General features: G+C 41.7%; 15 protein-coding genes. 1 reads left to right on the forward strand and 14 read right to left on the reverse strand.

The window, feature by feature from the left end; all coding sequences use genetic code 11:
- Window positions 1–2: 2 nt before the first annotated feature.
- A complete protein-coding gene (locus NWP17_RS09230) occupies window positions 3–1,664 on the reverse strand; it encodes an amidohydrolase (protein WP_280654616.1) in 1,662 nt (553 codons plus the stop codon).
- Window positions 1,665–1,792: 128 nt separating this feature from the next.
- Complete coding sequence (locus tag NWP17_RS09235) at window positions 1,793–2,452, reverse strand: phenylalanine--tRNA ligase beta subunit-related protein (protein ID WP_280654617.1); 660 nt, start codon at window positions 2,450–2,452, stop codon at window positions 1,793–1,795.
- 187 nt (window positions 2,453–2,639) lie between these two features.
- Here NWP17_RS09235 and NWP17_RS09240 point away from each other — a divergent pair, with 187 nt between their 5' ends.
- Window positions 2,640–6,086, forward strand: coding sequence for a cytochrome b5 domain-containing protein (locus NWP17_RS09240; RefSeq protein WP_280654618.1), 3,447 nt, complete (start codon window positions 2,640–2,642; stop codon window positions 6,084–6,086).
- Between the two features lie 104 nt (window positions 6,087–6,190).
- Here the strand turns inward: NWP17_RS09240 and NWP17_RS09245 are convergent, their stop codons facing one another.
- The 12 genes from NWP17_RS09245 to NWP17_RS09300 all read right to left on the reverse strand — a co-directional run bounded on the left by NWP17_RS09245 (window position 6,191) and on the right by NWP17_RS09300 (window position 22,595).
- Window positions 6,191–7,384 (reverse strand): glycosyl transferase family 90, encoded by a 1,194-nt coding sequence (locus tag NWP17_RS09245; RefSeq protein ID WP_280654619.1) that lies wholly within the window; start codon window positions 7,382–7,384, stop codon window positions 6,191–6,193.
- Window positions 7,385–7,564: 180 nt separating this feature from the next.
- Window positions 7,565–8,530: a phytanoyl-CoA dioxygenase family protein gene (locus tag NWP17_RS09250; protein ID WP_280654620.1), complete on the reverse strand. Its 966-nt coding sequence runs from the start codon at window positions 8,528–8,530 to the stop codon at window positions 7,565–7,567.
- A 131-nt stretch (window positions 8,531–8,661) separates the two neighbouring features.
- A complete protein-coding gene (locus tag NWP17_RS09255; protein ID WP_280654621.1) occupies window positions 8,662–9,552 on the reverse strand; it encodes a sulfotransferase domain-containing protein in 891 nt (296 codons plus the stop codon).
- A gap of 32 nt (window positions 9,553–9,584) precedes the next feature.
- Window positions 9,585–11,405 (reverse strand): ABC transporter ATP-binding protein, encoded by a 1,821-nt coding sequence (locus NWP17_RS09260; protein WP_280654622.1) that lies wholly within the window; start codon window positions 11,403–11,405, stop codon window positions 9,585–9,587.
- 95 nt (window positions 11,406–11,500) lie between these two features.
- Window positions 11,501–13,201, reverse strand: coding sequence for an amidohydrolase (locus tag NWP17_RS09265; RefSeq protein WP_280654623.1), 1,701 nt, complete (start codon window positions 13,199–13,201; stop codon window positions 11,501–11,503).
- Window positions 13,202–13,259: 58 nt separating this feature from the next.
- Entirely contained in the window at window positions 13,260–14,369 is a 1,110-nt protein-coding gene (locus NWP17_RS09270) for a hypothetical protein (protein ID WP_280654624.1), read from the reverse strand.
- A 28-nt stretch (window positions 14,370–14,397) separates the two neighbouring features.
- Window positions 14,398–15,525 carry a PrnB family protein gene (locus tag NWP17_RS09275; protein ID WP_280654625.1) on the reverse strand — a complete coding sequence of 376 codons (1,128 nt, stop codon included), beginning with the start codon at window positions 15,523–15,525 and terminating at the stop codon, window positions 14,398–14,400.
- 515 nt (window positions 15,526–16,040) lie between these two features.
- A complete protein-coding gene (gene nrdJ, locus NWP17_RS09280; protein ID WP_280654626.1) occupies window positions 16,041–18,338 on the reverse strand; it encodes a ribonucleoside-triphosphate reductase, adenosylcobalamin-dependent in 2,298 nt (765 codons plus the stop codon).
- Between the two features lie 153 nt (window positions 18,339–18,491).
- Complete coding sequence (locus NWP17_RS09285; RefSeq protein ID WP_280654627.1) at window positions 18,492–20,846, reverse strand: DUF3769 domain-containing protein; 2,355 nt, start codon at window positions 20,844–20,846, stop codon at window positions 18,492–18,494.
- Between the two features lie 164 nt (window positions 20,847–21,010).
- Window positions 21,011–21,127, reverse strand: coding sequence for a photosystem II reaction center protein I (locus NWP17_RS09290; protein ID WP_280654628.1), 117 nt, complete (start codon window positions 21,125–21,127; stop codon window positions 21,011–21,013).
- 222 nt (window positions 21,128–21,349) lie between these two features.
- Window positions 21,350–22,039 carry an acyltransferase gene (locus NWP17_RS09295; RefSeq protein ID WP_280654629.1) on the reverse strand — a complete coding sequence of 230 codons (690 nt, stop codon included), beginning with the start codon at window positions 22,037–22,039 and terminating at the stop codon, window positions 21,350–21,352.
- Between the two features lie 427 nt (window positions 22,040–22,466).
- A complete protein-coding gene (locus tag NWP17_RS09300; RefSeq protein WP_280654630.1) occupies window positions 22,467–22,595 on the reverse strand; it encodes a hypothetical protein in 129 nt (42 codons plus the stop codon).
- Window positions 22,596–23,089: the final 494 nt, after the last annotated feature.

Raw genomic sequence — 23,089 nt, forward strand, 5'->3', positions numbered from 1 at the left:
GGTTAATTTGTTGTCCAAACTGAATATACTACCTGACCATTAATAATAGTAAGCAGAGGTTTAATCAAGGGGATTTTTTCGGCGGTAACGGTCATTATATCGTCAGAGATAACCACCAAATCAGCCAATTTGCCACATTCAATCGATCCCTTTTCTTTTTCTTCAAAAGTGACATAGGCGTTGTTAATAGTTAGGAGACGCAATGCTTGCTCTCTGGAGATTCCCTGATCGGGATTGACTAATCCCCATTTCCATGTATTGCGAGTATGAAGAAAATAAATAGCCGTGAAGTAATTCAAGGGAATGCTAGAAATATCACTCCCCAAACCTACTGGAACCCCGCTCTCAATTAGCATTTTAAATGGGTCCATTGTTTGCGCCACGGTTTTACCGTGATAAACTTCAAGCGCAGGATAGTAATAGTAATGATGCCACATGGGTGTCAGGACAACACCAAGTTTTTTCATCTTTGCCAAATGCCGCTCTTGAGGATAGAAGAGTTGGGAGATGATCCAGCGCCGGTCTGAAAGTGGATAAAGATCGTTGACGCGATCGAGAATATCTAACACCTCATCAATCGCTAAATCACCCCCTGCCAAAATCCCACCACTGATGCCTAATTTTGCCATACCCGTGATGATTTGCTCTATTTTTTCTGTGCTACCATCCCGGCTACTGTGAAAGCGACGGACTCGCTCTTCAGGGACGCGCTGATTGTAAATAGGTGTGCTTAAATTGCTCCGATTGTATTCATCATCGGCAAAAATATAACTTGCTCGGTCTATTTGAAACCAGCGATCGCCAAAAGGATTGTTGAGATAAAATTGCTCGAAGTTGCTTAAAATCTCTGAGATGGGTAGGGACATATTTAGGGATAATTGCGCTGAGACTCGAATCGGTAGTTTACCTTCGCGGTAAAGTTGATGGTAAAAACGCAAATCCGGGATGGAAATGCCTCCTTCTCGAATACTGGTGACTCCCGCTTTAGCACACTCTCCCAATGCCCAAAGTAAAGCATTTCTTTTTTGTTCTGCGCTAAATTTTAGATGAACACCATCAAGGAGTTTAGCTGCATCCCCCATCAGTACACCTGTTGGTTCACCTGTAACCGGGTCTTTTTCAATCCAACCGTATTCTGGCTGCGGAGTATTTTTTGTAATCTTAAATTGTTTGAGAGCATAAGAATTAAGATAAATATATTCCCCACGCAATATTACCGGATGTTCGGGGGCAACTGCATCGAGTTCTTCTTTTGTTGGATCTCTCCCTTCTTGAAGCATTTGCGGAAACCAACCGGAATTACTGGTAATTACCTGACCTTTTGGGATTCTTGCTGCTGCTTCCCTCACGGCATCAAGAATATCTCCTACACTTTCTGAAAGAGAAATATTCGCGCCGTATTTTTGGGCGGTTGCTCGATCTAGCAAGCGAAAATGTCCGTCGATAAATCCGGGAATAACTGTTTTTCCTTCCAAGTCTAATGTTTTTGTGCTTTCTCTTGCTAGAGATAGTATCTGATTGCTTGCCCCCACGGCCACAAATCTTCCGTCTTTAATTGCTACTGCTTGTGCAATGGTGAATTTCTCATCTACAGTGATAATCTTAGCGTTGTACAAAATTAAATCCGGTGACATCACTAATTCCTTGTTCTCTTGACTATTCATAATATAGCATTTCTTAAACAAGCGACATACAAATGTAAATGATAAAATTATTCTATTGCTGGCATCTTGACTGCTAAAGATGTACCTCACTTGGTCAAAATTTGCTATAGGGATTGACGGGGGAAAATTCAGGCGATTTTTGTGTCAATGTTTTCTGGTTCCCCTAATTTATAATCCCTGAATAATTGGTTAGTCTGTTGTATAGCTGAGAGCAATGATGCCAGTGAATCTTCTGGCGCACCAAAGGCGACTACTAAAATATTTTGGGATGTTTCAGTAACTTTTGTCTGTTTGTCTGGTCCATCTGACAGAGAAGCCATCACCGTTTTTCCATTTTTCAAAATAATAGCTCCCTCTGCTAAAGTTAGATTTCCTTGAGAAATGTGATCCAGTGTTTCCAGACCTTTAGCTACTCCTACATAAATATCTTTTGGGATTTTATCCAAATCGTGCAACCCCATCAAGATCCCATTTTGTAGTTCAATTCCATAGACCAAATCTACAGATGGATTACTCGGCTGGTAATTTCGTCCATTTAGTGTAGATTTCAATAGCGATAAAATATGATACCTATTTTTAGAGCCTATCCTTTTGTAGAAATGTTTCATGTGATCTGCACGGGACAAAAGCTCCTTCTCATTTGCTTTTACATAATTAGGCAGGGTTTCGATGAGTTTAGTAACTTCCGGTGATTCCTGCGTATTATTAATGTTATTTATAGTACTATAAGCAATTTTGAAGCCGGGATATCTTGACACCAATTCAGATTCCAGATATGTTACTGTCATCGGACACCTTTATCAAGGGTAAACTAACTACATAATTACAGCATATTTCCGGTAAATGAGGTGCAAATTTTGATCACAAAACCTTGCACCAAAAGAGTTTTACCGTTGAGCAGTGTTCGCGTAGCGTGCCGAAAGCTGCTGTAACTCTTGGATAAATATAACACAAAACTCTAACCCAAATATCCTTATGGAAAATTATCTACTGTTCTCAACTAGAGTGGCTCAAGGGTATCAGATGGCAACGGGCGATGGACAACTGATTCCATCTCGTTGTGTTTTGCTGAAGGCAATTGAGACTAATCAACGTTTAGGACATGAAAATAGAGGATTTCTGTCTGAAAAAAATGGATTTATGCCTATGAATTTGCCTTTACAGGCATTACCATCAAGCCATAGGATTTGGGATGATATTGCTTCTGAACTGCCAGAGCTTTGCCGAAAGCTAAATCTACGCCAACGTCTCAACGCAATGCCTCTGCTACCTGCGGATGCCAATAGCCTTTCTGATGTCATGCTATTGCGTGCTTCGTCAATTATTAGTGCTTTTGCTCATACCTATTACTACATTGATACAGAACCTCCCTCCGCTTTACCCCCATCCATCTTGAAACCTTGGCAAGAAATCGCCCAACGCCTCCACAGAAAGGAAGCCCATATGTCCTATATCGATATGTCAACCTACAATTGGCGTTTAATCGACCCCAATGGTCCGATGGAGGTAGAAAACCTGCGACTACTGATTCCCTATTGGGGTAATGAAGAAGAACGTATTTTTCTGGGCAGTACAATTGAAATCCAAGCCCAGTCAACCCCTTTAGTTGGTGCCATAGTCCGCGCCCAAGAAGCCGTCACCAATGACAACCCGCAAGAGTTAGAAAAAGAACTATTGGTGATGCTAGATTGTTTGAACCACCTGACTTTTGTATGCTTGCCCAAGGTAATTCCTAATTCTCGGAGTCGTTTATTTGTAGATCCTGTTGTCTGGGCAAAAACGATCGCACCCCTTTCTGTGCCAATTCGTCAGGGTGCAGCCGGTCCGGTTGGCGCAGCCACAGCGTCCTTACAAGCACTAGATGCCTTTTTAGAAAGAGGCAGTTATGCTAGTGACGTTGGTCAAGAAAGTATCCATGTCCGGGAATGGTTTCCCCCCCACTGGGCTGATTTTTTCTTAGCAGTTAAAGCGATTTCTGTTTCTAATTATATCCGACAGAATAATATCCCCAGACTGAACCGAATCTTTCAAGATGTACTCTATGCCTATGCAGGTGAAAATGGATTTCTCGGCAGACACCGCCTGAAGGCGGCTGGTTATATACAAACAGCTTTCAAAAGCGGGCGTTCTGCCACTGCGGCGTTTAAAGGTTCTTTCAAAGACCGAATTTGGGAAAACATAGACAAACAACTTGAACTAGCACGACAAGAGCGTTACCATTGCTTTTCTAAACAAAATAACTATCATCAAGCTTTTATTAAAGAAGTCAAGAGTGTGAGTGAACTGGGTAATGTAGTGCAAGTCAAACTAGGATTAGAAGAAAGTTGCGTCTATTACCGTCCTGGAGATCGCTGTGCAGTTTTACCGGAAAATCAGGATATTTTAGTAGAAAAAACTCTCAAAGCCTTACAAGCAACTGGAGATGAATTAATACCTTTAGATCCCACTTGGCAAGTAGCGATTAATTATCGGCATGGGTATCAAGGTTATCAAAGTTTGCCCCTCAGAACATTATTAAAATTTGGGCAGATTCGTCCGATCAAACGTCCTGTTGCCAAACTACTATTTACCCTCACCCATCATCCCACACTCAGACGGATTATCCAGAACCATGTAGAACAAGAATGGGAACTTTGGGATTTGCTGGAAATGCTGATAGCAGATGGCTTTGATCCCAAAAGACTTTTGGGAGTTGAACCTGATGCAGTTAAACATATCTGTCAGGTTGTTCCACCAGAATATTTCCGACTTTACTCAATTTCCTCTGTCATGACCACACCTGTTGGTTCAAGTTTAACTAAAGGTGCAACTGAGTTAGAGTTAACAATTGGTAAACTGCACTATGAAACTCAAGACAATGAACTTTCCCGTCAAGCCAGACGGAGCGGTACAGCTTCACAGTTTTTAGCTAGGGAAAATCAGAATAAAATCGCCATCAGAATTGTTCCTTCCCCAAGTTTTCACCTACCCCAAGATGTTAATCGTCCTATCGTTATGTTTGCTGGAGGGACTGGCATCTCACCTTGCCGGAGTTTTCTGCTAGAACGGGCTACAGCCGGAAAGACTGGCGAAAATTGGTTATTTTTCAGCACCCCTACCCGGAGGGATTTCCATTATCAGCCGGAATTGACAGACCTAATAGCCGCAGGAAAACTTCACTTGCGAATGGTTTTTACTCGTGAGGATATTCAAGCTACTTTTCAGTCTCATGGTGACGAAAATAGCTGGCAATTTACACCGAGAAATCGACATCGCATCGGTGATGAGATTCAGCAGGAGGAAAACAAACAATTACTCTGGAAACTCTTACAGGGAATAAAAGAGGGTGGGAAAGGTGCTTATATTTATGTCTGTGGACAAACGGGTTTTGCTACCAGCGTTAGGGAGGCGCTTGAGCAAGTTATTGCTGGTTTTTGTGAAGGTTATCCCCAAGAAAAACAGCGATTAGCAGCGGAAATGATAGAAAATCTCATGGCTGATGGTCGTTATTTGGAAGAAACTTTTACCCCGTTTGTCGGTGCTTTAGAGGAGACAGTCCCATTATATGATCTGTCGGAAATCGCTTTACACAATAATGAGGATGAGGGATACTGGCTGATTATTAACGACGCTGTTTATGATGTTACCCCTTTCCGCAACCAGCATCCCGGAGGATTTAAGATTCTGCGCTCCTACTCTGGAATGGATGCCACCGTTGCTTATCATAAAGTGGGACACCATGCCGATCAAGAAATTCAGGCTATGTTAGCTAGTTATCGTATTGGCATCGTGCGAGGATTTGCTAATTTTCAAGCAGCCACCCCTATTGATAATTTTTATCGTAGTTGGGTTAGCTATCTTTTTCTGATTGTGGAGATAGAAAACGCTCTAAGTAATGATTTTAGTATTCAGAGGGAAATTGTCACCCAAGATGAAGTGCAAAATGGCATCTCTGTTTCTCCTGTGAAGCTGATGATGTATATCAAAACCCATCAGCGTTTTCTGTTAGAGTTTTTACCGCAGATTTTTGGTGAAGTATGGGAACAAGTTTTGCAAATGACAGAGGAAATATATCGGGAAGATTTCACTGAGTTACGGGAGGCATTTTCCAAACTTCAGGAAACGGAAACCTCCCAAAAAGTGTTGGCAGTCTACCCACAGTTTATAACTAAACTAAAAACTGCCGTGGGCAATCATACAATTTCTACAGATGAAGTGATCTTGAATTTAGGTGAATTTTGTGCCCATCTGGAGCAAGCAGACAGCGACCTGCTAAGGAAACTCAAGCTAACTGTCTGTAAAATAATTCAGCTATTCGAGCAGTTTGGGGATGATGTGATGACTTTAGAGGTTAGCACGGAAATTAGGCAAATCGCTAGACAGTTTCCTGATATGATGCTGCATTATTATGAGCGGGTTGCTGCCTTGGCTGAAAGTCCATAGCGAATTTTACGCAAGTAAGGTACATCCTTAGCTGGCAAGATGCCAGCACTACAACACGATCATTTACATTTGTATCTCACGTATTTAAGAAATGCTACGTATTTCTAGATACTCTGTAAATCTTTATTATTATCTAAGCACTGGAAGATCACAGGTAAAGCATAATTAATCTCATTTTCCAGCGTCATAGAGTAGGCTAATTCTCCTCCTGCGGACCCAATTTTGTGGGCTAATTCATCATTATTTTTCAAATATACAACAGTTTCTTCTAAATCTGAAAAATCCGATTTAACGGGTACATAGTTTTCCCATGGAATAAGTCTATCATGAAACCATTGCCTAAATCCTCGTTCTGAATTTACTTTCAGTACGGTACTCCCTGTTAACAACCGCAAAAATAATCCAGTCCAAGTGCTACCATGACCATCAAGATCAATTAAATATTTATAGTTTACCTGATCAATCGCTGCGGCATAGGGTGCAGTCAATCCGCTATTCTTGATCTCGGCAATTACTTCTTCTGAAGAAAACCGATTAGTAATGCGTGTAATTTTTATATCAAACAAATCTTTATTAGCGACCTCAGTTGCGAATTGACAAAGCTGAAATCTTGGCATCATTCGCCATTTATGATCATCCTTTTTGTCCCCTGTTGCAGAACCTCGCCAATATAAAATTTCTTGCCGTGCTTCCCACGGAATAGACTGAGTTGCTAATTGGTCTTTGAAATCTTGATAAGCATATCTGTAAAGAAAATCAGAGTCAGGCAAAAGCAGATGATGGTCAAAATTGCTGTCATAACAGAGTACACTGCCTAAACCTCTACCTTTATCGCCATAAAAAAAAGGCACAATGCCAGAGATTCCGGGGTATTTTTGCCCAAACTTATCAAATAACATGGCTAAAGGCAACAATCTGGACAGAATCATCTTGACACTTTGATGAACATTGAGTTCATCATTGAGCAGAAAAGAGTATTTATGAGTTTCCTCAATTCGTGTTATCAAAAAAGAGAAACTCCCGTCACTATGAACCTTGATCAATTGGGTAATTTGTCTATCTAGTAATTTTTCAATGGCTGGAATAAGACGAACTTCTTTAAGCTTTAGAAAATAAGGATACTTCTGTAGAATATCTGCTCCATGCTCATCAATACTAAAATATCCTTGATTGATTATCTGTTCATCAATCAGATCAAGTAGTTCATTGTCGAACACATCCATCAAATAAGTAGAACCACTCGGCTGATTTATCTCTTTTTCTGGCGGAATAATCCGAAAACCCTGATTTACGTTCATTGCTAATACACCTAGGTACAATATAATTGGTTTGATTTTTTAAATCTATGAACTTACATCTGGATATCTCCTCAATGTATTAGGGTGCAACCCCAGAAATTCGACCGCTTTTCTGAGTGGTATGTATGCCACGGAGAAGGTATAGCATTAGTTCACAAACGTTAGCACATGATTAACTAGCTAATTTCCTTTATATTCCGTCCAGCGATGGAATTTCGGTGTCCCTTCTTTTGCCAGTCTCTGGCGGGCTTCCTGCCACCCCCGATCCCACTCTACTGGATCATGTAGTTCGGTTTCAGGATGTTGGTAACTACGGGCAACAAAACCCGGAAAAAATTCCCTGACTTTAGGCTGATCAATTGGGGTATAGCGACAGTCAAAACTCCACCGAACTTCTTGACTGTGGTTAGCATAAGAGGCATGAATTGTGCGTTTGTCCATTAATAAGACGCTGCCACGTTTGACGGGGACAGGTACTGCTTGTCCAGCAATTTTCAGATATTCATCCGGAATATAAGGTCTGCCTCGATCTAGAAAGTGTTGCAGTAAACCCAGATGGTGACTGCGAGGCCAAACGCACAAACAGCCGTTGTCAACAGTAGCATCTTTCATGGGAAACCAGGCGGTTAACATTTCTGTTTCATCCACTTCTGGCAGTAAACCTGCATTATCCTGATGAATCAAGGTTTTTCCCAATTGTACGCGCCCCATGTGATCGTGAGGCGTTAAATGTTCTGGTGGTTTAATGCGTGTATAGAGAATGGGAGCCGCATATATCTCTCCACCAATAATAGACTCAATGACATCTAGTAGGCGTTTGTGTCGCAAAGCCTGAAACACTGCTGGTCCCGCCCAATAGGGAGTATTTTCTTTGACACCATCCGCGGGGAGCGAAGGGTTAAAGTATTGACCATGCACCTTACCACTATCTTGATAAATGGCGATCAGACGTTCCTCAAAAGGTAAATCCGCATACAATGATCTAATTTTACCTTGGGCGTAGAGATCCTGGGCGAGATGCTCTAAAACGCCAAGATATTCTTCCATAATCGGATTGAGATCGGTTTGGGGATCGAAGATATTATCAATAACCAAATAACCGCGATCGCTAAACTCGGCAATTTGTTCTTCAGTTAGTAATGTCATCACAAACCACCAATTACTTACAACTATAGCCTTCCTCAATAAGCGTTAGATACAAATGTCTTGTGGCGCGAGCATCCTGCTCGCTGCTTAATACAGTAAAAATGTACCTAAATTGGGCAAAATTCGCCATATTAGGGCAGGTCACCACCATTATCGCACCAGTTTCGTATTGCCTCATCAGGTAACATTTCTCGATGAAGAGTATCCCACCGTCTTTCCTGTTCGGCGGTAAACAAATCAACATAATCGCCGACTTTCCCCTTACGAATCATTCTGCCTTTGTTAATAATTGGCATATTCAAAGGGATTACTCTAGGTTCAAATTTGTGGGAATTAGCCTGCATCCACTTGAAACCACATTTTTCGATAATACTGAGCCATTGTGCTGAGGATGGCTCCAAATTTAGGAAGTTAGCGATTTTTTGGAGATTACCTTCAAGATCGTTTTTGAGATCGCCATAGTGGATAAACAGGACGTTTTCAGAATGACGATAAGGCAACCAAGCATTGATACAATTCCAATAAGATTGCCACTGTTGTAAATAGCAGTCAAAAAAAACATCAAAGGAAGGAAATAGGAAAGGTCTTCCTCCCCAAAGTTCTCTAAATTCTTCTGTGGTACTATTGCGGTAATAATAAAAAGAAACTAGAGAATCTTTCCCATTACGCACGGGAATAATATATCTGACCTTTGGTTCAAAGGGCAGTTTAGGGGGAACTGCATGGGTTTTGATAGCACGGAATGGATATTTTTTAAATACAGTGTTTTTCCACCGTTCCAGTCGTTCTTGATCCTCTTGTCCTGGATATTCCACAAATTCAGGTCGGGGACATTCTTCATTAATATCTTGAAAATCAGCATCTCCACCGGTGCGCAGTTGGTGGACAATGTTCTGCATCCAAGTTGTTCCCTGTTTAGCCGCGGATGAGATGACAACATCACCCGCTTTCCAGTCAATTTGAGTAAAAATAGTAGATGGCCAGGCTGGAGGCAGATAGTTTTCACAATGCTTGCAATTCATAAATAATTGAGGTTTTTGATTGATAGATTTAACTAATTATTGATCTTTGATAATTGAGGATGTTCTTGGATAATTTGCATATTTTGAAGTTCCAGATACCTTCCTTCTTTGGTCATTAATTCTGCATGATTTCCACTTTCTAGGATTTTTCCTCCTTCTAAAACTACGATTAAATCGGCATTTTGAATCGTAGAAAGTCGGTGAGCAATAACTAAGCTAGTACGACCTTTCAATAGCTGAGTTAATGACTCTTGAATCAGTTTTTCCGATTCAGTATCAAGAGCAGAAGTTGCCTCGTCAAGGATGACAAATTGTGGATTCTTGACCAAAACACGAGCAATAGCTAAACGCTGTCGCTGTCCTCCTGATAATTTGACTCCTCTTTCTCCGATGATTGAATTATATCCATCGGGAAAACTCATAATAAAATCATGGGCATTAGCCGCTTTTGCAGCTGCTTCAATTTCAGCATCGGTAGCCTCTAGTTTACCGTAGGCAATGTTATCACGGATAGTTCCGTAAAGGAGTAAGGTGTCTTGGGAAACAATGCCCAAATGCGACCGCAAAGAGTCTAGAGAAATATCTCGCAAATCTTGATCATCAATTAAAATTCTACCATTTTTGGGGTCATAAAAACGAGCGGCTAGTTTAGCAATTGTACTTTTTCCTGAACCAGAGGAACCGACTAAAGCAATGGTCATTCCGGGTTGAATATCAAGGGTAAAGTTATGGATGATTGTTTTTCCTTGACGGTAAGCGAAGTCAACCTCTTCAAATCTCATTCTACCCTGGACAGAGGTGAGAGCAATTGCATTGTCCTGTTCTTTCACTTCTGGTTCGGTCTCCAAAATTGCAAAAATCCGATCAGAACTCACTAGTGCTTTTTGCAGGATATTCAGAATTTTACTAAAACGTAGAATGGGTCTGCTAACTTGATTCGTGTAGGCAAAAAAAGCCGTCAGTTCACCAACGGTCAATCTATCCGCTATAACTGCCCAAGATCCTACAACCAAGACGATTAAACTACCAATAATATTAATTGTATCTATAGTTGGTACAAATATAGACCATAGACGAATAGCCTTAATATTCACCTGCATATAGTTACGGCTTTGCTCAGAAAAACGGTCTATTTCATACTTTTCATTGCCAAAAGATTTGATGGCATTAATATTAGATACAGTGTCTTGGATATGATTGTTAATTTCTGCTGCTTGATGCTCTACATCTTGATAAGCAACCTGTATAAAGTTACTGAAAATTTTGGTTATATAAATCTGTAAAGGCCAAGTAACAATTAAAAGCAAAGCTAATTGCCAATCAACACTCAATAAGTAAACGATAATTACTAATACAACCAAGCTATCGACTAAAATCTCCGAAATATCTGATGATATTAACGTTCCAATGGTATTAACATTTTCGGACATTCGGGACATTAAATCCCCTGTTCTCTGATTATCAAAAAAGCTAATAGATAGCTTTTGGATATGTTGATATAAATCATTGCGGATACTTTCAACTATTTTTTGACCGAACAACGACATTAGATAAATGCGAAAATAATCAAGTATGCCTCTAAAGATTGCGATTAAAAGGGTAGCTGCTGCTATAAAAGGTAAGAGATTTAGTTTTTTCTCTGGGATAACCACATCAATTGAGTAGCGGGCAATTTGGGGAATGAGAACCTGAAAAATCGACAGGCAAAAAATTATCCCTAATGCTAATAACAAAATTAACTGATTCCGCCAAACATACTCGAATATACGCCGTAACAGTTTCTTAAATGCCTCTAATGTTTGTTGATTGTGTCCATTATTGTCAACAAATTGAAGAACCACATTTGCCCTCATTTTACTCTCCTTAGTTTTGCTTGGGTTTATCAATTACTATGGCGGAAATCTACTGTTTAATTATAATTTTCTGTTAATTGATATCTAGGTAGTTATTAACGAACTAAGTTAGGCGGAAATTTAACATCATAATCTTGATCCTGATAAACCACTTTCCCACCTACAAGAGTTGCTAAAGGTTTTAAATCTAAAATTTCCTCTTCCGGTACAGTTAAATAATCCCCCGAAAGAATGACGATATCTGCTAGTTTTCCCGGCTCAATCGATCCCTTAATAGATTCTTCAAAGGTTAGATAGGCAGAGTTTAGGGTATACATTTGTAAAGCTTGTTGACGGCTTACTGCGTGTTCGGGACCGATTAACCCCCATTTTTTAGTCTGTCTGCTGACAAAAAAGTATATTCCTTCAAATGGACTAGCGGGTATTTTAGAATAATCACTCCCTCCAGCCACCATAATCCCAGCATCTAGCCATTCTTTAGCCGGGAACAGATGAGCAGCCCGTTCTGCACTATGATACAGTGCAAAAACCGGGTAGTACATATAGGGATGATACTGCATCGCCACGACTAAATCCATACCTTTAACTCGTTCGATATGGCGTGATTGACCATAATGGGCATGATCTAGCACCCAGCGTTTACCTTTGAGAGAAGCAACTTGATCAGCAGCAGCAAAAGCATCTAGCAAAATATCTACTGCCACATCCCCTCCTGCGTGTACAAGAGGTCGCCAACCTAGCTTGTTGAGGGTAATACAAATTTGGTTAAGTTTATCACAGGATAGACGCTGAATACCTCGGTAGTTAACTTGACCTTCTCCTACTAGGGGAAGGGTAGAGTAAGACCAACTATTGAGCATTCCATCAGTGGATTGATCGACCCAGAGTTCGCTTACTCCATTCACTCTGAGCCATTCATCCCCGAAGGGGGGGCGAATTCCCCAGCTTCCTAGCTCTTTTTCCAGTTCTTCCACGGATAAGTTAACATGATCGACATTAACATCCATTGCTATCCGCAATGTGAGTGCCTGATTTTGCCAGAGTCGCTGATAGGCGACCATTTCATATGGTTGTAGTGAAGGGTTGCGAATGCTAGTAATTCCGGCTGAGTTAGCTAAACGCTGGGCCCAAAGAACTGCCGTGTAAAGCTGATCCTCTGTGAATACCCCGATATCACCAGTTGCACTAGAGCCTTTTGAGAGGAGTAACCGTTGAGCAGTCCCCGCAAAGACTCCGGTTAATTCCCCGGTCTCAGGATCTCGCCCAATCATGCCTTTGGTGGGGTTGGGGAGGTCTTTAGTAATGCCGCATAATTCCATCATCCTTGTATTGGTGTGGCGGCCATCTTCAAAGGTGAGAACCACCGGGTTATTCGGACAAGCTCGATCAAGTTCTGCTAAGGTGGGCGTTCTCCCTTCATCTAATAACTCGGCTGCACAACCAGCATTGCTGATAATTACCTCTCCTGGACCTAGTTCTTTGGCTTTTGCTAGCAGTGCGTCTATGATTTGCGGGACGGAGGTAAATTGATCTAAACGAATTCCATTGTAGGCACGGGCTGCCCGGTTCATAAAGTGATGATGGGAATCATTAAAACCAGGAATTACAGTTTTTCCGTTCAGGTTGACCTGAGTGGTATTGTCGCTGGCGAATCTGCTAATGGACTGATCGGAACCGACAGCCAGAATTTTGTGATCTTGAATAGCAACGGCTTGTTGAATGGAAAAATCTGGATCTACGGTCAAAATCTTGCCGTTGTAGAAAACCAAATCCGCTTGGCTGTCAGTTCTTAACATCTGTGAGACTCCTTATTTAAAATATCGGGGTTGAAGATTGTACATAATTTCTAGAAGATCAAACTGGCAATTCTTGCTCTAATTTAGTCCGCAGATCAATGATTTCTTGGCAAATAGGATCAATATCCTGAGCATAAAACCCTTGTGCCAATGAAGGGGCAAACTCCATCAATTTTTCGCAGGCCGTGGTACTAAAGGCAGAAAAACCATTTTCATCAATGATGGCAGCACCCATATCATAACCCCCTTGTTTATTGAGGGCGATCGCTTCCTCTTCTGTACAGTCAGCTGGAAGATCAAGCTCAACTTTGCCATTTTGCATAATTACCGGATAGCCACCTGGTAAACCATTTGGACCCGGTACATGAGTCATCACTGGTGTATTTCCCAGCAAAGCGGTGAGTACTTCTGCGCTATTTGTTCCCACCAATTCGTTGATAATCTTGCCTAAATCGTTGACTGAACGGAGATCATAGAAAGCATCAGCCAGGGTTTTTTCTGCATCAGGCACTTCTTTTCCATCTATCCAAACTCTTGGTCCGTCTAAATCGGAGTGAGTTTTGCCGAGAATTTTAAAGTAATGATAAAGATGACCGATAATTTGTAATTTATGTTCGGGTTGGGGATAGCGCCATCGCATACAACCAGCAAACATGGCTACATTCCCGATCCCAGAAGTAATCGGTAGACCTAAATATTTGAGAATGGGATTGACATGATCTGGAAAACAAGCATTAACTAGAATAGGAGATGGATTCATCTGTTTCACAATAGCGGCTACCCGTTTCACCAGGGCAACTTGGGTAGGTACAATAATTGCATTACCCGCCGCCCAGACAAGTTGTTTCCAGCGAGTGGGTGTTGATGCACCGAGAAAATCCCAGGGCGATTGCAGAGATGCGGTTTGAAAAATTAGACGGGGGGAATATTTAGCAATTTTGTCAGCTAAATCGTTTTCACTGTCCCAATCGATGGTATCACCAATAAAATTGACTCTATGATTCAAGGCACCGGACATGGCGTTAGCTAAGGCCACGACAATATCTACTCGGGATTTTGAACGACCCAGTACAGCGACTCTGATGGGTGCTGCTGACATCAAGGCCAACGCTCGGCAGGTTGTCTCACACACCGAACCTGAACCCATAATTAAAATGTCAAAGCTCATTAATTTCTCCTGATCATAAGTAACAAAATTATTGAATCACGAATTCAGATGTTTCTCTTCGTACTTGACCAAGAAAGCGTGTGATGTTAGTTCCGCTTGTTCCAGAGACACCAGCTTCTTTTTTCCTTGCCTGCTTTACGACATAATTAGCACTTATTTCTAGATGTTTTTTACGGAAAGCATCTAAAAGTTCGACGCTTTGATTGTATAACGCCTTTATTGTTAAGTAACCCTGTTTTTTGCTGAGAATATATTCTCGCAAAGACGGTCTGGCTTCAAGGTCTGCGAGAAACTGACGATGCTTTAAAGGCATATAGTCACGCATTTTCCGCAAAAATTCGCCGCCTTGATTGTGATGGGTGATACTCAAGGCAATATCTAAGGTATGGAATAAAGAACTCTGAGCCGCACTAGCAGCGATCCACATTTGAGGTTCCTCGCTAACACCTTCATAGATAATGCCTGGTTCTTTCCAAGCATCCAGAATCGGACGTAACCGATTATAAAATATATAGGGATCGCATTTTTCCGGCAAACGGTTTAAGGTGGCGAGCATTTTTTCCTGTGCGACTATGAGGCAGTGCAGATTCTGCTCTACAGCAACCACATCGTCATCAGCCATCGCCAACTGTATATCAACTATCGCCTTTACTGCTGGGCCACCGTGAGCCTCGATAACTACCATATCAAGATAAAACCAGTGTTCGTCTTGACTTCCTTGGTAGGAACGGGAAATTGCCAAGTTATCCAAATCTAGTGGCTCAGACTTGTCGATCCGAAACCAGTTGTAAAGCATCATGGAGAAATAAGTAAATACTGGGGGTAGCCCTACTTTTTTCGCTACATAGCACAGTGGCATGGCAAGGTTACGTGGTAGAACGGATGCCTGTTCTGTCTCACCCATAATATAAGCATTCGCCATGACCGAAAGCAATAGAAAAGCACGGTAAAGTTGGTCTTTGCTTTTTAGGGAAACTGGATCAATAATGGCCATTTTATCTATGATCTGACGTACTTTCCCAGCGGTCAGCAATGCAGGAATTTGGGCGCTTATCGTTTCCCAAGCAGCAAAATCAGGTGGCAATTGTGTCAGAGGATCCTCTGAGGGGACAAAGCCACGCACTGGGTCAATTTCATAAGTAGATAAGTCAATCATGATTCTCAACTTTTATGGTTTTTTAATATTGTTGATCAGCTTGTTATTAAGGCTGATTGTGATTCTTATTGACTGATGTGCTGCTTTTTTGATTGCTTCAATGTATAATCCAGAATCTATACTAGCACTTCTCCGCCGTTGTTGCTCTCTGATCAGGATGTTTCCCGTATTCATTGCGATAACAGTAAAGTTGAGAGACGTACTTTTTCTCTTTAAAGTCGTGCCAATGCCCCGTGCCGACTACTTATATCTTATATAGCATTTCTTAAACACGTGAGATACAAATTTAAATGCTCGTCTTGTATTGCCGGCTTCTTACCCGCTAAGTATGTAACTCACTTTGGCAAAATTCGCTACAACACACAAAAAAGCCGTCCCAGAAGGACGAGCTTGTAATCCTATTCTTTTGGTCATTGGTCAACGGTGATCAGACACAATTAAATCTACAGTATCAAAATTAATCATGTGTCCTGTTTGAGGATAGTTACCCGACTTTTGTGAAGCCGGGAATCTTTTTATCCCACAGGTGTTGCTGTTGGGAACATACATTTATCAGAATCGCAACCAGTAGGACCTGCTTCTGTTATTTCCCCAGAATCATACTGAGTTAACGATAGGCAGAAGTCATCAGTCTTGCGTCGGTTTTTCACTTCTTGACTCAATCGGTAGTAGGTGAATTTGTCTATGGGTTCAAAAGGCATCCGGGGAAAAGACTGGAGGTCGTCAAACCGTGCCAGTAGAGCTGCTGAAATGTACCCTTGATTGTTATGGATACATTCATAAATCCGCTTACCTAGGGTTTCCACCTCGTGCGATCGCAACTCCAATGTAGCAGAAGTATTGTGTGTTGTGTACCACTGTTGAACCTGCATAAAGAAGTCAAACTGAGCCAAAGCAGAAAATTGAGAAATGTCTATGTCGTCTGCCCCCGGTAGGTCAGCCCAGGAAACAGCCACAGGAATTTCCACTAACCATTCAGATACACGCGGATCATGGGGGTCGTTGAGTAGTACTCCATTTTCATCTTTATCTGATTGAGATGGAATGACGTTATAGCCATAGTCGATGCAGGCTAAAGCCACAGGGTCATTTTTTCTGAAGGTGATGCGGCGGATAAATCTTTGAGCTTTGGGGGGATGCCAGCCTGGACTAGCACCAGTTAAAAGTGATTTTGTACCACTGGGTTGTACGGTAGTGCATCGGTTGGGACGCTTCAAGTCATGGCGATCGCAATATTCCCAAACAACACGGTGTACAGTTTGTTTCCAAAAACTCAGATATTCTTGCTCTCGGCGTTTAAAGTTTTCTCCTTCTAGGCAGAGGGGTCGCCCTTCTTGCCACCATTTTAGCCAATCCACACCAAAAGCATGAACGAAAAAGTCAAACAGTCCCGTAAAAGACACACCCACAATAGGGTCTAGCTCCCGGCTCAGTTGATATCTAGGTTCACAGAAGCGATGGTGTAATAAAGCAGCCACTGACAAAGCGCCAGCAGTAAAAGCAGCCTCTTGCTCCTCAAAGTCATGGGGGTTGAGTCGGTTGAGGTGAACTTCCGAGAGATTGCAGTGAAAATTGTTGCCAATGATTTCACCACAAGGGTTAAGCCCATAACACGCTAAACGGTGGTTAATTTCTGCCTGCTCCATATCTGGATGAAATTGTTTAAACCAGAGGTTAATAGTTCCCTCTTGGTAACATTGAATAAACTGGTTTTTTAGTGCTTGTGTTGGTAGGATATCGACGCTGGCTCTAGCAACGGCTTCTCCAGCCCACTGAATAGCACCTTCACCGCTAAAGTATTGCTTACGCACTGCTTCTATACATTCCTGTTCAGTGGGTTTGTGGTGAAATACTCTGGTGTGGTTAGCCATACGGAGGGCATCCCGCTCCGGGTCAATGCGCCAATTGCCGTCTGAGTCTTGTTGCCATAAATTATCTTTTGCTACAGATCCCAAGGCATCATTAGAGTTAAATTGTCTCATGCCCGCACTACGTCGGATGTTGCCCGCGACTACGGTTATGGCTGCATGGTCGATGAGTAGGCAACATTCTACAGAGTTTAGTTGGCGACCAACAGCTTTATTGAGAATTTTGGCGCAGTTGTAATATAAGTCAGGTAGTTTCACTGGGTTAGCTACACCGCCAAAGCCTTTGAGACTTTCTCCTGCGGGTCTAACGTTGCTTAGATCCACGGATACTTGTATGGGAGCGTTAAAACCATCATCTGATGATAGTTCTAGTATTTTTTGATAGGAGTCTACCCAGCCTTGTCTGCTGTCTCCTACTTCGATGGTGACGTGATGGCCGTTTATATTTACTATGGTTTGTTCTTGACGTTGATGTGAGGGTTTGGCACCAATCTGTTGTGTGATGCTGACGTTTAATTGATTGCGGATAACGGGTAACTGACCGATATACTCCGGTTCTATTACAGCACCTGTACCACTTCCCATCATAGCTAAACTCATCATCAAGCCAAAACCTGCCCAGTCTGTGAGGTTGGTTGATGTACAGTTATATGCCCCGGAGAAGTTTTGATTTTGGTTGATCCAGTCTGTCCCTCCTACCCATAGCCAGCGACCACTGGGAAGTGCTTTTAAGTCGCGCTGCATACGCTCTATGATGGCTGTTTCAGCAGGTGTAAACTTGCCTAATTTACGTAGGTCTTGGATGGTGCGATCGCACACTTGAGACCATGACTCGCGCCCGTGGGCTTTCTTCCGGCTATAGGTTCTAAAAAATACTGGGTTGGCGGTTGTGGCTTCTTCTGGAAATTCACTGAGATGTGATGGTTTATCTATGTTTTGCACCATAATTTTTGGATGTTAGCTTGTAGATAGATTATGACTATACGCCAACTGAATGTAGGATTAAAGATTGCCAAATTTTCCACTTTGCGCTATTAGTGGCGTAGTCAGTAAAAAATAAACCTACCACCGTAAAGGGTAGAATTGTAAAAATGTCTGTTAATTCTCCCGGCGGACACCATCCACAACCGACTTAACCTCATTACCTGAAAAAGGAGTTGTACCCCCAGTCCAATTAAAATCACTAATACGGATGCTGAAACCACCCAACTCTAGCACAGGGTTATAACGTAAAGTTAACCCATAGGTACGGCGGCTATATTCTAGTATGTAGTCGGTGCTGGTTTGTTTACCTGTGTCTAGGTTGACTGTTGTTTGAAAGCCTAAACGAAGCGGTCCGTAAATTTGCTGTGAAATTCCCGCACCTAGGACTTTGTTATCAACTGAGCGGTCAAATAAAAATGGTGATAAGCCGCTCTTGATACCCTGGGAGTAAGTGATGTTAAAGGCTGTATAGTCTAGATAAGGGCGGGAAAAGTTACCAAACTGCCCTACTAAGCTGATTGTGCCGTTAAGGGTGGTTTGATTTTCGCCGTTGGTGTAATAACTACTAGTACCTGTGAGGCTGGCAATGGTCTGTAAGTAAGGAACCAGGGGGTTAGAGGTGTATTTTAATCCCTGTGTTGGGGTAGGTGGGAGGGGTTGACCCTGCCAAACTAAAAAGCTTTTACTCAGGCTCACACTACCTTGTAAGCGACCGAGAGATATGCGATTATTTGTGGGGTTTGCTGGTAGTAGGTCTAAACGGTCGGTGTTGGCGTTGATATATTGCGCCCCTGCTTGATAGTTGAGATTAACACCACTATTACCTAAAGGAATCACAGGAGAGCTAATTAAACCACCTATGCTACTTTGGACGGTTTGAAAGCCAAGGGTACCGTTATAGAGGCGATCGCGGTAGCTATATTCTAGGTTTAAGATGTGAGGATTGATATCTCCTAGTGTTTGGCGCATTCGCGCGCTGGCCCGCAGGTTCTCATCTGCTTTGTTTAAGTTGAAGCTGGTTAATTCACTGTAACCTTCAAGTGTTGCCTGTTTGCTCAAAACGCTGTTGAACTTGGTTTTGATGCCAAATAAGCTGCTTACATCGGTGCTGTCTTGTAAGGCTTTTTGCACAAATAACTGCGGTGTGATTCTTAAACGTGTCTGGTTGGTATCAACTACTGTGAAGCCTCGTTCGACAAAGAAACCACCACGTTTATCTCCATCAAAGCCGGGGGAAACATAAAATGGTGAAGGATCTCGTTGAAATCTATCTATGGTCTGTGTGTCTACGGGAATAGGTAAGGAAATTGTTTGGTCAAATACTAATCCCTGTCCCTGTGTTTTGATGGTTTCTACTAAAGGTGACTCCCGGATAGAAGTAACTTTAGATGCCCTTAGTTCTAGTTCTGGGGGTGAAAATGGGTCATTGGTAATTCGCACATCCAGTCCTTGCCAACCTCGGGGATAAAATTCTATGCGTTGAGCTTCAAAGCGCAATCGTCTAACTTGACCACCCGGTTTTGGTAAGGGTATATTGCTTGCGTCTATTGTGCCACCTAATGTGAAGTCTATACCTCCGGGGCTGGTGATGCCCGAAAGGGGCTGATTTCTTCTGACGCGATCGCTCACGGTGGGCTGTATGTCTCTGGGGTTGTTGTCGGTGGGTGAAAAGGTTAGGTCTGTTTGGGCTGAGGGGATGAAGATTTCTCCACTGGCGTTGTCGATTTCTCCTTGATCTTGAAGAAAGTTATATTTAAAGCTTTGACCACGCAGAATTTGATCCCCGCGTGTTAAAGCCACATTACCAGACCCTACGGCGATAAGATTGTTTAAATTGACTTGCAGGCGATCGGCATCTACCACAGCCCCATCAAATCGCACTACTACGTTACCTTCTGCGGTGATAATCCGCCGTTGTTGATCATATTCTTGCCTGTCTGAGATGACTTCTATGGTTCTCTGTCTGCTGGGAACTGCTTGTTGAGCCACAAGGGGTGGTGATTTGAATTCTCTGGTTGTGGGGGTTGAGTTGTTGTTGGTGGTTTGACGTGTTTTAATTTTGAGTGTGTTTTGTATTGGTGGGGTGGTTTTTTTCTGTGGGTCTGGCTGTTTGGGTTGATGCAGGGTTTCCCACCACTCTGGCGTATAACTAATTGTTTGGGGTTGACCCAAAATAGCTGCACTTTTGGCGGCGGCTGGGAAGATTTCTGGTGTGTTGGGTGTAGTTGGTTTGTTGGCTGTTTTGTGATCCCTGGTGGCGTTGAGGGTTTTTGATAAGGGCAATTTGTTTTCAGGTTCTTTCTGTTTTGAGTCTTGCTGTGGTGGTGTTTGTTCTGGTTGTTTTTGGGGGTTGCCGTAATTAGTTACAATTGGGAGCGACTGACTATAATTACCATGTGCCCTAGAACTTAGTGATGGTACTGCCTCCATTATGGGAAGCTGTGCAGGTGGGGAAACTGAATGAAGCATATTTAGGCAAGTGAAGCTAAAACGTAGCTAACTGACAGCCGGAAGGATAAATTACACTTTTTGCCTTCCGACCTTTGCTTTTTGCCTAAATATAGCAAGCTGCCATAGAGTTGGGGGTTTGGTGTTTTCCTTCTGCCGGCAGTTGTAGATAATTTGTGGAAATCCTACTCTGAATCCCTGCCTCCAGGGTTACGAGCTGGATCATTGGACAAAAACCCAAAAACGAAAATGGCCACGAAGAGGCCAACAACAATATAAACAGCGATTTTTAAAGTCACCATACAATTATCTCCAAAGGGTGTGAGAAAAAAGTTTCTCTCTGACCTATCCGCTAGACAGGAGAGACAGGAGAGATAGCTACTTTATATTACCGAAATCTCGTCCCTTTTTGAGATCAGTTTGGTTTTTGTGCTTGATCTGTTTTTAACTGGCTAGTTTAGAGACGTTGACTCAGACCGGAAGTTTCCGGTTGTGGTCGAAAGGTAGTTGGATTGTGGGAAGCATCAAGATACCACCAAATCTTTGCTAACTCGGCTTTTAATTACTCGTACAGGTACACCCACGGCTACAGAGTAGGGGGGAATATTTTTATTGACAACTGAGCATGCGCCAATAACACTGCCCTTACCGATAGTAACCCCATCTAATACCGTTACCCCATGCCCTAACCAACAGTCATCTTCAATCACGATTCCCTGACGAGTTACTCCTTGGTGTTTGATGGGTTGGGCTGGGTCTGTAAATTTGTGACTATTGGCATATATTCCTGAATGGGCTGCTATCATACATTGCTTACCTATTTTGATGTTTCCTGGTCCAGCAATACAAACATCAGGACCGATAAAAGTTTCATCATCAATGGATATGCAAGTGTTATCTAAACAGCCAATATCAACGTAGCGTTCCAGCGCTACTCCATTGCCTAAATAAATTTTATTGTTTTGGTGTCCTCTGGCATCCACCCGTACACCTTGAAAAATATAAACCCCATCACTGATTTCAATACCAGAAGTTCCCAGAAATTCCACACCGTTTTGAATATAAACTGGTCTACCCATCCGCGCAAAAATCATACTATAAATGATATTTCGCAGTTTTGGACCAAGAGCAATTGTGGGAATATCTCCTAACACAGTAGTGATTAATAATTCTTGTAATCGCTGCCTTTTGGAGGTATATTGATTGTTATTCATGATTAAATATCGCTAATTTGACTTTTATTTAAGGCTTGCTGAGAAGGTATAATGGATTGGGGTAGTGGCACTTATACTGTTATTATTAAAGGCATGAAATTGATTTTCATGTATATAAAATATTGCCCATTACATTAGTTTTTCTATAAAAATAGAAAATACAATTTTGAAGGCTAATAATTTATGAATGAATTAAATCAGTTAATTAGATATGTTTAGCTGTGCCAATTTCTAAGTTTTTGGCAGAGTGGAATCTAGTTTTTACCTTTCCAGCAACTCACTTTCAACTACGAAATCTTGAGAGTATATTGACGGAAAATTACATTGTTATTTTCCGGAATATGTCAAATTTGCAGACAAATTCCCCGGAAATATAAATGCAATTTATATTGGGTTTTTATTATTTTTGTGTAAAAATAAATCAAACTTATGGTGGAGTATCACCAACTTCAGCCATGGCATTAAAATTGACCATCGGTGCAAATAAATAAGCGCTTCCACGATTACTATGACGAGTTTCTGGCAACGAATTTCTACACTTTTCTCCGCTAATCATGTTGCACACCGATGAGTTACAGGCGAACAAAATCAAAATTTGAATTAAATCAATGATTTTTTGATATATCTTCTTAAGATTAACACATTTTTTTTAAATGGAAACACTTTAAATAAAAAACTTTTATCCATTTGGGCTGCATTCATGTAAATCGGAAATTTTGATAACATCATTAATTGCGTAATAATTGCCATTTTTTATTGTATACTTATAGTTAAAAACACATTTTTAGCCAAGAATATATTAGAAATAATCAGGTTTATAGCATTTATTAAACACAGGAGATAAAGGTCTTAAAGTCTTGTAGTGCGAGCATCATGCTCGCTGCTTAATACGGTCCCGCTAAGGATATACCCCACTTTGGCAAAATTCCCCATAAAAGGTGTAATGTTTATTTGACTGAATCTTGTGAGAGTGTGAGATACCTTGATAAGGGGTTTTTATCGCTGTGGCTGGAAATAAAGGCTTGGTGAAATTAAGTATATGACCAAATA

This window comes from Chrysosporum bergii ANA360D (assembly GCF_029891735.1).
Classification (GTDB): Bacteria; Cyanobacteriota; Cyanobacteriia; order Cyanobacteriales; family Nostocaceae; genus Umezakia; species Umezakia bergii.